Annotated in this window: 9 protein-coding genes; 5 read left to right on the top strand and 4 right to left on the bottom strand. The window is 70.0% G+C overall.

What is annotated here, in order from left to right:
- Positions 1 to 4 precede the first annotated feature (4 nt).
- From A5730_RS01495 to A5730_RS01485, 3 genes are read right to left on the bottom strand one after another with little or no spacing between them, the layout of a single operon-like run.
- On the bottom strand, positions 5 to 1,528 hold the full coding sequence (locus A5730_RS01495; protein WP_067894631.1) for an Hsp70 family protein: 1,524 nt from the start codon (positions 1,526 to 1,528) through the stop codon (positions 5 to 7).
- Between the two features lie 9 nt (positions 1,529 to 1,537).
- Positions 1,538 to 3,802 (bottom strand): carbon starvation CstA family protein, encoded by a 2,265-nt coding sequence (locus A5730_RS01490; RefSeq protein ID WP_067894628.1) that lies wholly within the window; start codon positions 3,800 to 3,802, stop codon positions 1,538 to 1,540.
- Between the two features lie 42 nt (positions 3,803 to 3,844).
- Positions 3,845 to 5,377, bottom strand: coding sequence for an ATP-dependent DNA ligase (locus A5730_RS01485; protein WP_067894799.1), 1,533 nt, complete (start codon positions 5,375 to 5,377; stop codon positions 3,845 to 3,847).
- A 120-nt stretch (positions 5,378 to 5,497) separates the two neighbouring features.
- Between A5730_RS01485 and A5730_RS01480 the strand changes: the two genes are divergently transcribed.
- Positions 5,498 to 6,256, top strand: a complete 759-nt coding sequence (locus A5730_RS01480) for an SDR family NAD(P)-dependent oxidoreductase (RefSeq protein ID WP_067894625.1) — start codon at positions 5,498 to 5,500, stop codon at positions 6,254 to 6,256.
- Between the two features lie 108 nt (positions 6,257 to 6,364).
- Positions 6,365 to 8,530 carry an acyl-CoA dehydrogenase gene (locus tag A5730_RS01475; RefSeq protein WP_067894622.1) on the top strand — a complete coding sequence of 722 codons (2,166 nt, stop codon included), beginning with the start codon at positions 6,365 to 6,367 and terminating at the stop codon, positions 8,528 to 8,530.
- 12 nt (positions 8,531 to 8,542) lie between these two features.
- On the opposite strand, the gene A5730_RS01470 is transcribed toward A5730_RS01475, so the two are convergent.
- Positions 8,543 to 8,878 (bottom strand): Zn-ribbon domain-containing OB-fold protein, encoded by a 336-nt coding sequence (locus A5730_RS01470; RefSeq protein WP_067894619.1) that lies wholly within the window; start codon positions 8,876 to 8,878, stop codon positions 8,543 to 8,545.
- A gap of 58 nt (positions 8,879 to 8,936) precedes the next feature.
- On the opposite strand from A5730_RS01470, the gene A5730_RS01465 reads away from it, so the two are divergent.
- The 3 genes from A5730_RS01465 (at position 8,937) to A5730_RS01455 (ending at position 12,685) form a co-directional block, all read left to right on the top strand.
- Positions 8,937 to 10,130: a thiolase family protein gene (locus A5730_RS01465; RefSeq protein ID WP_067894617.1), complete on the top strand. Its 1,194-nt coding sequence runs from the start codon at positions 8,937 to 8,939 to the stop codon at positions 10,128 to 10,130.
- Positions 10,131 to 10,163: 33 nt separating this feature from the next.
- Complete coding sequence (locus A5730_RS01460; RefSeq protein WP_067894612.1) at positions 10,164 to 11,594, top strand: FadR/GntR family transcriptional regulator; 1,431 nt, start codon at positions 10,164 to 10,166, stop codon at positions 11,592 to 11,594.
- Positions 11,595 to 11,701: 107 nt separating this feature from the next.
- Entirely contained in the window at positions 11,702 to 12,685 is a 984-nt protein-coding gene (locus tag A5730_RS01455; protein ID WP_067894796.1) for a sensor histidine kinase, read from the top strand.
- The last annotated feature ends 20 nt before the right edge of the window (positions 12,686 to 12,705 follow it).

The raw sequence follows: 12,705 nt of genomic DNA, 5'->3' as shown, positions 1-12,705 counted from the left end.
CGCGTCACGCGCTCGCGGAGGCGCGCCGCTGCAGGCGGAAGGTGCGCTCGAAACCGGCCGGCTGTGTCGTCAGGGTGACCTCCACCGCGCCGCTGGGGGCGATGACGTAACGCTCCTCCACGTCGGGCCCGTCCCGCCACCGGCCGACCGGCTGGCGTCCGAGGTCGTCGCGGTCGCGCAGCGCCGGGTCGAAGGGGAAGAGGACCGGATCGTAGGGCGTCACGTCGCCGTCCGGCCGGCCGTTGACCAGGCGGCTGCATTCCACGAACCGGAAGTGGCCGATGTTGTGCGCCGCGCGGTAGCTGCGCTTCACCACCAGCGGGGTGCGCCCGTCGGACGGCAGGGACACGTCCTTGCACACGATCGGGTCGAAGACGACGCCGGCGCCGGCTTCGGCCTCGCGGAAGACCCCGAAGTTGCGCGAGAAGCGTTCGGAGAGTGCGAAATCGGATTCCTTGTCGAGGAACACCGCCAGGCCGATCGCGGTCGCCGCGAACGGATGCGGCGAGCGCTTCACCCGCTTGTCACCGAAGGCGGTGCGCAGCATCCGCGATACCAGCGGGAAGCTGCCGGCTCCTCCGACGACGTAGATGCCGGCGACCTCCGACCACGTGACGTCGCCCCCGCCGGGGGTGTGCAGCACGCGCCCGAGCAGCTCCATGGTCTTGTCGACGAGCGGCGCGCACACCGCATAGACGTCGTCGACCGGGCAGGAAAACGGGGGCCGGTCGGTGCCGTCGACCCCGGTGAGGTCCACCAGGAAGCGGCGGGTCTGCGGCCCGACGGCCTCCTTGCGGGCGGCGCACTCCTCCCGCAGCAACTCGCGGCCCGCGGCGCCGACCCCGGTCAGCTGCGAGCGCGCCAGGACCAGGTCCGCGATCGCTTCGTCGAAGTCGTCGCCGCCGAGGCGCTGAATGCCCTCGCTGATGACGACCTCGTTCGCGTGCCCGGTCATCTTGAGCAGCGAGGCGTCGAAGGTGCCCCCGCCCAGGTCGTAGATGAGGACGTACTCCCGTTTGGCGGTGATGGTGGAGCGGTACCGATGCGCGTACTCCAGGCTCGCCGCCGACGGCTCGTTGAGCAGGGCCACGACGTCGAATCCCGCCGCGACGAAGGCGTCCAGCGTCAGCAGGCGTTGGGCGCTCGAGGCGTTGGCCGGCACGCTGATGGCGGCCTCGATGGTTTCGGTCGCGGTGAGAGTGGCGTTGGAGCGACGCAGCAGGTCGCTTTTCAGCTGGGCCAGAAAACCGGCGAGCAGGTCGGCCAGCCGATGGCGGCGGCCGGCGAGGGTCACCTCGGTCTGCGGTCCGGCGTCGTTGAGCAGACGTTTGAACGAGCGCAGCACCGACCACTCGGGGTCGTGGCGGACGGCGGCGGCCTGCGCGCCGAACCGCAGCTCCCCGGCCGCGTTGGCCGCGACGATCGACGGCCACGCGTCGACGCCGTCAAACGAGATGACGGGATAGTTGCCTCGGTCGACGGCCGCAACGACGGTGTGTGTGGTGCCAAAGTCGATGCCGACTCTCATCGCGCAAGTTTAGGACCGCGCCGGGGAGTTCGACACGACCTTTTCGCCCGGCGCGTCCCATCGTCTCTGCAGCGCGCGTTCGGCGGCCGTGGGGACCAGGCCCGAGGGCGCGAACCGCTTCGACGGCACCGGGTCCTCCTCGGTCAGCGGCCGCCCGCCGCCACGAATTGCCCTGGCGGCGACCACAACTCCCGCGACGAAGACGATGAGAACCACGAGCGCAAAGACGATGGACAGGGTGCCCTGGATGAAGGTGTTCCTGATGACCTCGTCGAGCTGATGGGGATTCTTGGCCGCGCCGAACGCGGTCTTGCCGGCCCGCTGCGCCGCCGAGTACTGGGCGTGTTGAGTCCAGTAACCGACCGCGGGATCCCCGGAGAAGATCTTCTGCCAGGACGCGGTCAGCGTGACCGCCAGGTCCCACAGCAGCGGAACCCCCGGAATCCACGCCCATCTCAGCAGGCCCTTCTTGATCACCACCACGGTGATGACGGTCAGCGCGATTCCGGCCAGGAGCTGGTTGGCGATACCGAACAGCGGGAACAGCGTGTTGATGCCGCCCAGCGGATCGGTCACACCCATCAGCAGGGTGCTGCCCCAGGCGGCGACCACCGCCAGGCTGCAGATCCACACGCCGGGCCGCCAACTCGGATTGCGCAGCTTGGTCAGCGGGCCGCCCAGGTTGCCCAGCGTGTCGGACAGCATGAAGCGGTTCACCCGGGTGCCCGCGTCGAGGGTGGTCAGAATGAACAGCGCCTCGAACATGATCGCGAAGTGATACCAGAAGGACTTCAGCCCCGCGCCGCCGAACACCCGCTGCAGCACCTCGGACATTCCCCAGGCGAGTGTCGGCGCCCCGCCGGTGCGCGACACGATCGACTTTTCGCCGACGCTGGCGGCGGCCTGGCCGATCTGGTCGGCGGTGGCCGGGGGGCCGCGCAGTCCGAGCGAGTTGACGTAGTCCGCGGCGCGGGCCGCGGTGGCGCCGGTCTGCGCTGCCGGCGCGTTGATCGTGAAGTAGAGATGCTGGTTGATGATCGACGCGGTGATCAACGCCATGACGGCGACGAACGACTCGGTGATCATGCCGCCGTAGCCGATCAGCCGCATCTGGCCTTCCTTCTCCAGCAGCTTGGGCGTCGTCCCGGACGAGATCAGCGAGTGGAATCCCGACAGGGCGCCGCACGCGATGGTGATGAACAGGAACGGGAACAGCGAGCCGGCGAACACCGGACCGTTGCCCTTGGTGGCGAACTGCGAGATCGCGGGCGCCTGCATGACCGGCCGCGCGATGCAGATGCCGACCGCGAGCAGCGCGATGGCGCCGACCTTCATGAACGTCGACAGGTAGTCGCGCGGCGCCAGCAGCAACCACACGGGCAACACCGATGCGGCGAAACCGTAGACGATCATGCACCAGCACAACGTCACCGGGGACAGCGTGAACCAGGATGCGCCCCAAGGTGTTTCGGCGACCCAGTTGCCGGACGCCACCGCGGCCAGCAGCAGCGCGAACCCGATCACCGACACCTCCGACACCCGCCCGGGGCGCAGGAACCGCAGGTAGATCCCCATGAACAGGGCGATGGGAATGGTCATGGCGATGGAGAACACGCCCCACGGGCTTTCGGCCAAGGCCTTGACCACGATCAGGGCCAGCACCGCGATCAGGATCACCATGATCACCAGGACCCCGAGCAGGGCGGCCGCCCCGCCCACCGCGCCCAGCTCGTCGCGGGCCATCTGGCCCAGGGAGCGGCCCCGGCGGCGGGTGGAGATCCACAGCACCAGGTAGTCCTGCACGCAGCCGCCGAACACCGCGCCGAGGATGATCCAGATGCTGCCCGGCAGGTAACCCATCTGGGTGGCCAGCACCGGGCCGACCAGCGGCCCGGCCCCAGCGATGGCGGCGAAATGATGCCCGAACAGCACGCGCCGGTCGGTGGGCACGTAGTCGGTGCCGTCGTCGAGCACCTCGGCCGGGGTGGCGTGGTCGTCGCGCGGGCGAACGATCTTCATTTCGATCAGCCGGGCGTAGAACCGGTAGCCGATGATGTAGGTGCAGATCGCCGCGACCACGAACCAGACCGCGTTCACCGTCTCGCCGCGGGCGAACGCGATGATGGCCCACGCGACGGCGCCGAGCACGGCGATGACCCCGAACACGATCTTGTGCCGGGCGGTGATGGGGGAGCGGTCGATGATCGCGACGGGCGGCAGGTCGTTGTCGGTGTGGATGTAGCTGACGTCTTTGTCCTGCTCCTTGACTGCCACGGCCGAAACCCTACGCCCGGGAAATTAATTGCGCGTGCTTTGTCAATACAGCGCGCGCACGGCATCGATGGTGTCCGCCTCGGCCGGGCTTTTGTCGTCGCGGTAGCGCACCACCCGGGCGAACCGCAGCGCGACACCGCCGGGATAGCGCGAGGATTTCTGGACGCCGTCGAGGGCGATCTCGACCACCTGCTCGGGGCGCAATCGGACCACGTACCCGTCGGTGCCGCCGACCGCGAGTTCGCTGAACCGCGCGGTCTGCCAGTCCAGCATGGCGTCGGTCATGCCCTTGAAAGTCTTTCCCACCATGACGAATTCACCGGTGGCCGGGTCGCGCGCCCCGAGGTGGATGTTGGACAGCTTGCCGCTTCGGCGCCCGGATCCCCACTCGACGGCGAGCACCACCAGGTCCAGGGTGTGCACGGGCTTGACCTTCAGCCAGCCCGCGCCGCGGCGGCCCGCCTGGTACGGCGCGTCCGGCGCCTTGGCCAGGACGCCCTCGTGGCCGGCGGCCAGCGTCGCGTCCAGGAAGCCGGCCGCCGCCCCCGGGTCCGAGGTGAGTAGCCGATCCACCCGCTGCGCGGCCGGCACCAGCGCGTCCAGGTCCGCCAGCCGCTCGGTGGTCGGCGCGTCGAGCAGGTCGACGCCGTCGCGATGCAGGATGTCGAAGAAGAACACCGAGAGCGGCTGCGCCGCACGGGCTTTCGCCACATCGACCGATCGGCCGAACCGCGACGCGGTGACCTGGAAGCGGTGTGGTGAGTTGTCGGGCCGCAGCGCGATCGCCTCGCCGTCGGCGATGAGGTCGCGGACCGGCAGCGCCAGCGTCGCCTCCACCACCTCGGGCAGGCGGGCGGTGACGTCGTCGAGGCTGCGCGTGTAGACGGTGACCTCGTCGCCGGACCGGTGGATCTGCACCCGGGCACCGTCCAGCTTCGCCTCGAAAATCGTTGCCCCGCCGTGCCTCTCGAGCGCGTCGGCCACCCCGGTGGCGGTCTGCGCCAGCATCGGCCCGACCGGCCGGCCGACCCGCAGGGTGAACGCGTCCAGGCCCGGCGCCCCGGTCCCCAAGGCCGCCGCCGCGACGGCCGGCAGGTCCCCGCCCAGCATCGCGGCCCGTTGTACCGACGCGACCGGGATGCCGGCGGCCTTGGCCACCGCGTCGGCCATGATCCCGGCCAGCGCCCCCTGGCGTAGCTCCCCGCCGAGCAGTCGCAGCAGAAACGCCTGCTCGGCTTCCGTCGCTGCGGCGAACAGGCCGGCGATCAACTCGGCGCGCCGGGCCTGCGACCCTTTGCCCGACACCGCCCCGATCTCCGAGAAGCGGGCGTCCACCCCGGTGACGGTCAACGTCGGATGCGGCGCCGGTGGCGGGCGGGACCGCAACGCCGCCCAGCCGACCCCGATCTGGCGCTGCCGCAGCTCACCGGAGAGCCAGGAGACCACGATCGCGACGCCGCCGTCGGGGTCGTCGGCGGCGCGGCGCAACAGGTCGGCGATGTGGGCGACCTTGCTCAGCCGCGACGACGTTCCGCCCACGTCAAGCGACGTCGTCGCCACGTCGACAAGGAGCACCAAATCAGCTTGTCACGGCTCACCGACAAGGCGGGGTCAACCCTCGGGGGCGGACACGCTAGCGTGCTACCTAACGTTACAGATTGCAAGGAATCTGACAACCCACAAGGAGAGGCCCGGATGGAGATCAACGGAAAGAAGGTCGTCGTCATCGGCGGCGCGTCGGGGATGGGTCGCGCCTCGGCGGAGCTGCTGGCCGAGCGCGGGGCGCAGGTCGCGATCCTCGACCGCGAGGGTTCCGACGGCAAGACGGTCGCCGAGGGTGTCAAGGGCGCGTTCTACCCGGTTGACGTCACCGACTTCACCGGAACCGAGGAGACGCTGCAGACCGCCGTCGACAAGCTGGGCGGCCTGCACGTCATCATCACGACCGCCGGCGGTGGCATCGCCAAGCGGACGATGACCAAGTCCGGCCCGCACGACCTCGAGTCCTTCCAATCCGTCATCGACCTCAACCTGATCGCCACGTTCAACATCAGCCGGCTGGCCGCCGCCCACATGGCCAAGAACGAGCCAGAGGACGAGGAGCGCGGCGTCATCATCAACACCGCCTCGATCGCGGCCTTCGAGGGCCAGATCGGGCAGGTCGCCTACACCGCCGCCAAGGCGGGCATCGCGGGTATGTGCCTGACCATGGCGCGCGACCTGGGCTCGCTGGGCATCCGGGTGCTGGCGATCGCGCCGAGCCTGTTCGCCACGGGGCTGACCCAGGGCATTCCCGACGAATTCGCGTCGGCGCTCACGAAGGACGCGGCCTTCCCCAAGCGCCTTGGCCGGCCGATCGAGTACGCGAAGCTGGTGGCGGCCATCGTGGACAACCCGATGCTCAACGGCCAGTGCCTGCGGCTGGACGCCGGCCAGCGGTTCGCGCCCAAGTAGCCACCCCCACGGGCCGCCCTCCCCGCATTAAGTACACTCTTTAGGCAGCCGCCCCGCTTCCCCTCGAAGCGGGGCAGGCTACCCAGCCGGTAGCGAGGAGGGCCCCTCATGGGTATCGCACTGACCGACGACCACCGCGAACTCGCCGATGTCGCCCGCGCGTTCCTGACCTCGCAGAAGGCCCGTTGGGCGGCGCGGTCCCTGCTCGACGCCGCCGAGGAGTCCCGGCCCCCGTTCTGGCAGAACCTCGTCGAACTGGGGTGGCTGGGCCTGCACATCGACGAGGAGCACGGCGGCTCCGGCTTCGGCCTGCCCGAGCTCGTGGTGGTGGTCGAAGAACTCGGCCGCGCCGTGGCGCCGGGACCGTTCGTGCCGACCGTGATCGCCTCGGCGGTGATCGCCAAAGGCGGTAGCGCCGAACAGAAATCGCGCTTGTTGTCCGGGTTGATCGACGGCACCGTCACCGCGGGGATCGGCCTGGACGGCAATGTGCAGCTGAACAACGGGGTCGCCGACGGTGACGCCGGGATCGTGCTGGGCGCCGGGCTGGCCGAGCTGCTGCTGATCGCCGCGGGCGAGGACGTACTCGTGCTGGAGCGCGGCCGCGCCGGCGTGACGGTGCAGGTGCCGGACAACTTCGACCCGACCCGGCGATCCGGTCGCGTCCGCCTCGAAAACGTGGACGTCGGCGCCGCCGACATCCTGACGGGCGCCCGGGCCGCGGCGCTGGCCCGGGCCCGCACCCTGCTGGCCGCCGAGGCGGTGGGCGGCGCCGCGGACTGTGTGGAGGCCGCCGTGGACTACGCCAAGGTGCGCCAGCAGTTCGGCCGGACCATCGCGACTTTCCAAGCGGTCAAGCATCATTGCGCGAACATGCTGGTGTCCGCCGAGTCGGCGATCGCCGCGGTGTGGGACGCCTCGCGCGCGGCGAGCGAGGACGAGGACCAGTTCCAGCTGGTCGCCGGGGTGGCGGCGGCCCTGGCGTTCCCCGCTTATGCGCGCAACGCCGAGCTGAACATCCAGGTGCACGGCGGCATCGGGTTCACCTGGGAGCACGACGCGCATCTGCACCTGCGCCGCGCGCTGGTGATCGCGGCGCTGTTCGGCGGGGACGCGCCGGCCCGGGATGTCTTCGAGCGCACCGCCGCCGGCGCCAAGCGGGAGAACAGTTTGGACCTGCCGCCCGAGGCGGAGGAACTGCGCACCCGCATCCACGCCGACGCCGCCGAGATCGCCAAGCTGGACAAAGAGGCGCAACGCGACAAACTGATCGAGACGGGCTACGTCATGCCGCACTGGCCCAAGCCCTGGGGGCGGGCCGCCGACGCGGTGGAGCAGTTGGTCATCGAGGAGGAGTTCCGCGCGGCCGGCATCAAGCGGCCCGACTACTCCATCACCGGTTGGGTGATCTTGACCCTGATCCAGCACGGAACCGATTGGCAGATCGAAAGATTCGTGGAGAAGGCGCTCCGCCAGGAAGAGATCTGGTGCCAGCTGTTCTCCGAACCCGAGGCCGGCTCCGACGCGGCGTCGGTCAAGACCCGTGCCGTTCGGGTGGACGGCGGCTGGAAGATCAACGGGCAGAAGGTGTGGACCAGCGGCGCGCAATACTGCGCACGCGGCCTGGCCACCGTGCGCACCGACCCCGATGCCCCCAAGCACGCCGGCATCACGACCGTGATCATCGACATGAAAGGCCCGGGCGTCGAGGTGCGGCCGTTGCGGCAGATCACCGGCGGCTCGGAATTCAACGAGGTGTTCTTCAACGACGTGTTCGTCCCCGACGAGGACGTCGTCGGCGCGCCCAACTCCGGGTGGACCGTCGCCCGCGCGACCCTGGGCAACGAGCGGGTCAGCATCGGCGGCAGCGGTTCGTTCTACGAGGGCCTGGCGGCCACGCTGGTGCAGCTCGCTTCGCAGCAGTCAGATCGCTTGGCCGGCGCGCCGATTCGGATCGGGTCCTTCCTCGCCGACGATCACGCCCTGCGGCTGCTCAACCTTCGACGCGCCGCGCGCAGCGTAGAGGGGGCGGGCCCCGGTCCGGAGGGCAACATCACCAAGCTCAAGCTGGCCGAGCACATGGTGGACGGCGCCGCGATCTGGGCGGCGCTGTCGGGGCCGGACGTCGCGCTGATGGACGGCCCCGCCGCGGTGGTCGGCCGGCTGACGATGGGGGCCCGTGGCATGGCGATCGCGGGGGGCACCTCGGAGGTCACCCGCAACCAGATCGCCGAGCGGATTCTCGGCATGCCGCGCGACCCGCTGATCAACTAGCCCCGTCGAGGCTCAGGCCGGCGCGAACAGCGGCGCCCCGCCGCTGCCCTTTTCCGGCTGCAGCTCGACGGGCATCCCGCACTTGACCGAATCGGGTTCGCAGCCAACGATGTTGGCCGCCACCCGCAGGCCGTGTTGTTCGGCGAGTTCGACGATGGCGATCACGTACGGGACGGGCAGTTCCGGGTTGTACGGGTGGTGGTTCACCGTGTACGTGAAGACCGCGCCCCGCCCGGAAACGGGCCGCGCGACCAGCTTTGCGCCACACGTGCGGCATTCGCCGGCAGGCGGATGCACCCAGCGCGCGCAGTCGGCGCAGTAATCGATGAGCAGCGGCTCGTCCGGCACGACGAATACAGTACACTCAATTGATTCGATGCGGGCTATGGGCTGACGGGCGGTGGGCATGACGCATTTCGAGAAGGACGCGATCCTGTCCGGCATCGGCATCTCCCGGATCGGCCGCCGCACCGGCATCGCCGGCCTGGACCTGACCATGGAGGCGGTGCGGGCCGCCGTCGAGGACGCCGGGCTGGTCGCCGCCGACATCGACGGCATCGCGACGCTGGGTGACACCCCTGCCGGCGAGGTCAACGCCGAGCTGGGAATCGAGGCCGCCGACTGTGGTTCGGGCTTCGGCACCGGCGGCCTGCTCAGCCCGGTGATGTCGGCCTGCCGCGCGGTCGCCGAGCGGCGCGCCCGCCACGTGGTGGTGTACCGGACCATCCAGATGCTCGGGGGCACCGTCCCGGTGAAGCCGCAGGAGAACGCGCCCGCGCCGCCCCTTGCGCGGATGTTTGAGGCGCCCGAGGGTGCCGACCGCCCCGCCGTCGGCGCGATGGACGACGTCAACGACCTCGTCGCCGCGAACGCGTACTCGGCCGCGAACTGGCTGGCGCTCAACTGCCGGCGCCACATGGAGCTGTACGGCACCACCAAGCAACAGCTCGGCTGGGTGGCCCTCAACGGCAGGCGCAACGCGGCGTTGAATCCGCGCGCCGTATACCGCGACCCGATGACCATGGCCGACTACCTCAGCGCGCGGCCGGTTTCCACCCCGTTCGGGCTGCTGGACTGCGACGTCCCGATCGACGGCTCGATCGCGGTGGTGGTCTCGCGCGCCGAGTACGCGCGCGACTGCCCGCACCGCGCGGTCGCGGTGGAGGCGATCGGTGGGTCCGACGGCGCCGGCGGCTGGTTTCACCGGGACGACTACCCGAAGATGGCGATGTCGGACGCGGCGGCGCAGATGTGGTCGCGCACCGACCTCAAGCCGTCGAATCTCGAGGTCGCCGAGCTGTACGACGGGTTCACCTATCTGACCCTCGCGTGGCTGGAAGCCCTGGGAGTCTGCGGCGACGGCGAGGCGGGGCCCTTCGTCGAGGGTGGCTCGCGGATCGCCCGCGACGGGGTGCTGCCCCTGAACACCTACGGCGGTCAGCTGTCGGCCGGGCGCATGCACGGCTACTGGGCGCTGCACGAGGGGTGTCTGCAGTTGCGCGGCGAGGCGGCCGACCGGCAGGTGTCGCGTCGCCCGGAGGTCGGTGTGGTGTCCGTGGGGGGCGGGCCCGTCGCCGGCTGCATGTTGCTGACATGCTGAAAATTGTTGCGCCGAAACGTTATTGGCCCTGACATGAGCACCGGCCTGGCGAACAAGCTGGCTTCCAGGATCGCGCGCGAGCTCGAGGCCGACATCGTCCGCCGCGGCTGGGCCACCGGGGAATCGCTGGGTTCCGAACCCGCCTTGCAGGAGCGATTCGGGGTGAGCCGCTCGGTGCTGCGCGAGGCGGTCCGGCTGGTCGAACACCATCAGGTGGCACGCATGCGGCGCGGGCCGGGCGGCGGGCTGATCATCTGCGAGCCCGACGCCGGCCCCGCCACTCGCGCCGTCGTCATCTATCTCGAGTATCTGGGCACGACGCTGGGTGACCTGCTCAACGCGCGCCTGGTGCTCGAACCGTTGGCCGCGTCGCTGGCCGCGGAACGGATCGACGAGGCGGGCATCGCACGGCTGCGGGCGGTGTTGCGGGGCGAAGAAGAATGGAAGCCTGGGCTGCCGACGCCGCGCGACGAGTTCCACATCGCCCTGGCCGAGCAATCGAAAAACCCGGTGCTGCAACTGTTTATCGACGTGCTGATGCGACTCACCACCCGCTACGCCCTGCAGTCGCGAACGGACACGGCCACCGAGGCCATCGAGGCGGTCGACCGGATGCACGTCGATCACTCCGAGATCGTCGAGGCCGTCACCTCCGGCGACCCGGCGCGGGCAAAAACGCTCAGCGAACGCCACGTCGAGGCCGTGACGGCCTGGCTGCAGCGCCATCACCCCGGCAGCGCGAGCCGGCGGCGCAAGCGGCGGCCGCTCAACACCGAGGCGCCCCGCGGCAAACTCGCGGAGATGCTGGCGGTCACGATCGGCGACGACATCGCCGCCGGCGGCTGGCGGGTCGGTTCCGTGCTCGGCACGGAGGCGGCCCTACTGGAGCGATACCGGGTGAGCCGGGCGGTGTTTCGCGAGGCCGTCCGGTTGCTCGAATACCACTCGATCGCGCACATGCGCCGCGGACCGGGCGGCGGCCTCGTCATCGCCCAACCCCAGGCGCAAGCCAGCATCGACACCATCGCCATGTACCTGCAGTACCGCGACCCGAGCCGGGAAGACCTGCGTTGCGTCCGCGACGCCATCGAAATCGACAACGTCGCCAAGGTGGTCAAGCGGCGCGGCGAAGCCGAGGTGGCCGCGTTCCTCACCGCCCACCGGTCCGAGGTCTCCGAAACACCCGGCGATCTGGGCGACGCGGCGGCCGAAGAGTTCCGGTTCCACATCGGACTGGCCCAGCGGGCCGGCAACACGCTGCTCGACCTGTTCCTGCGCATCATCGTCGAGCTGTTCCGGCGGCACTGGTCAAGCTCCGGGCAGGCGGCGCCGACCTGGGCCGACGTCCTTGCGGTACACCACGCGCACCTGCGGATCGTGGACGCGATCGAGGCGGGTGACGAGAGCCTGGCCCGCTATCGCGTTCGCCGTCATCTGGACGCCGCCGCCTCCTGGTGGCTCTGACACGTACTGAGTCCGGGATGTGATCTGTAGCTCGGTATATCGAAGGCCCCTCGGGGGTATTGGGGAGGGAGAAAGTTAACGGCCGGTCCAGCAGGGGGTTGGCGTTTGTGATCGAAAGTGAGAGTGCCGGAGTGATGGCGGGCACCCAGATCGGCTTCGTCCACTCGGCGCTTATCTACCAATCCCAGCAGGAGTATCTGGATGCGGTGACCCGCTTCATCGGCGACGGGTTGGCGACCGGGGAGGCGGTACTGGTCGCGGTGCCGTCCGACAAGCTGGCGTTGCTGCACGACGCGATGGCGGCCGACGGCGGCTTGCCGCCGGATGTGCAGACGGTCGACGTCACCGAGGAGGCCCGCAACCCCAGCCGGTTCATGGCGATGGAGGGTGCCTTCGTCGACGACCATCCCGACCGGCGGGTGCGGATCGTCAGCCAACTCGCCTGGCCCGGCCGCAGCGGCGAGGAATTGGTCGCCTGCGTGGAACACGAGGCGTTGGTCAACGGGGCGATGGACGGCTACCAGGCGACCAATCTATGTCTCTACGACGGGAGCCGGCTTGCCGACGAGGTGCTGGCCGACGCCCGGGCCACGCATCCCCTGCTGCTGAGCGGTGGTGCGCTGCAACGCAGCGCCGAGTACGCCCCCGACGCCGCCCTGCGGCGCTGCAACCGGCCGCTGCCCGCCAATCCGGGTGCCGTCACCTACACCGTCAGCAAGTCCACGGACCTCAGCCCCGCGCGGTCGTTCGCGGTCGACTACGCCGGCTGGATCGGGTTGTCCCAGGACGGCATCGAAGACCTGCAATTGGTGGCGACCGAACTGGCCAGCAACAGCTTGATGTACACCGACGGCGCGTGCCAGCTCGCCTTCTGGCGCGACGACGGTTATCTGGTGTGCGAGGCGCGGGACACCGGATGCTTCGACGATCCCTTGGTCGGCCGGCTGGACCCGGGTCCGTGCGGCCCCGCCAGCCGGGGCCTGTACCTGGTCAACGCCATTTCGGATCTGGTGCGCACCCACACCACCCCCAGCGGCACGACCATCCAGGCGTATCTGCGGTTCGACGCGTCGGCGGGGCCGACGGGTTGAACGCAAGCAGCCCCCGGGAG

The sequence above is a fragment of the Mycobacterium sp. ACS4054 genome (genome assembly GCF_001667275.1).
In the GTDB taxonomy this organism is placed as follows: Bacteria; Actinomycetota; Actinomycetes; order Mycobacteriales; family Mycobacteriaceae; genus Mycobacterium.
This window is presented reverse-complemented; position numbering and strand designations above follow the sequence as displayed.

Coding starts and splice junctions, on each gene's coding strand:
- A5730_RS01460 (WP_067894612.1), top strand. CDS start 10,164: ATGAGCACCGGCCTGGCGAACAAGCTGGCTTCCAGGATCGCGCGCGAG.
- A5730_RS01495 (WP_067894631.1), bottom strand. CDS start 1,528: ATGAGAGTCGGCATCGACTTTGGCACCACACACACCGTCGTTGCGGCC.
- A5730_RS01475 (WP_067894622.1), top strand. CDS start 6,365: ATGGGTATCGCACTGACCGACGACCACCGCGAACTCGCCGATGTCGCC.
- A5730_RS01480 (WP_067894625.1), top strand. CDS start 5,498: ATGGAGATCAACGGAAAGAAGGTCGTCGTCATCGGCGGCGCGTCGGGG.
- A5730_RS01465 (WP_067894617.1), top strand. CDS start 8,937: ATGACGCATTTCGAGAAGGACGCGATCCTGTCCGGCATCGGCATCTCC.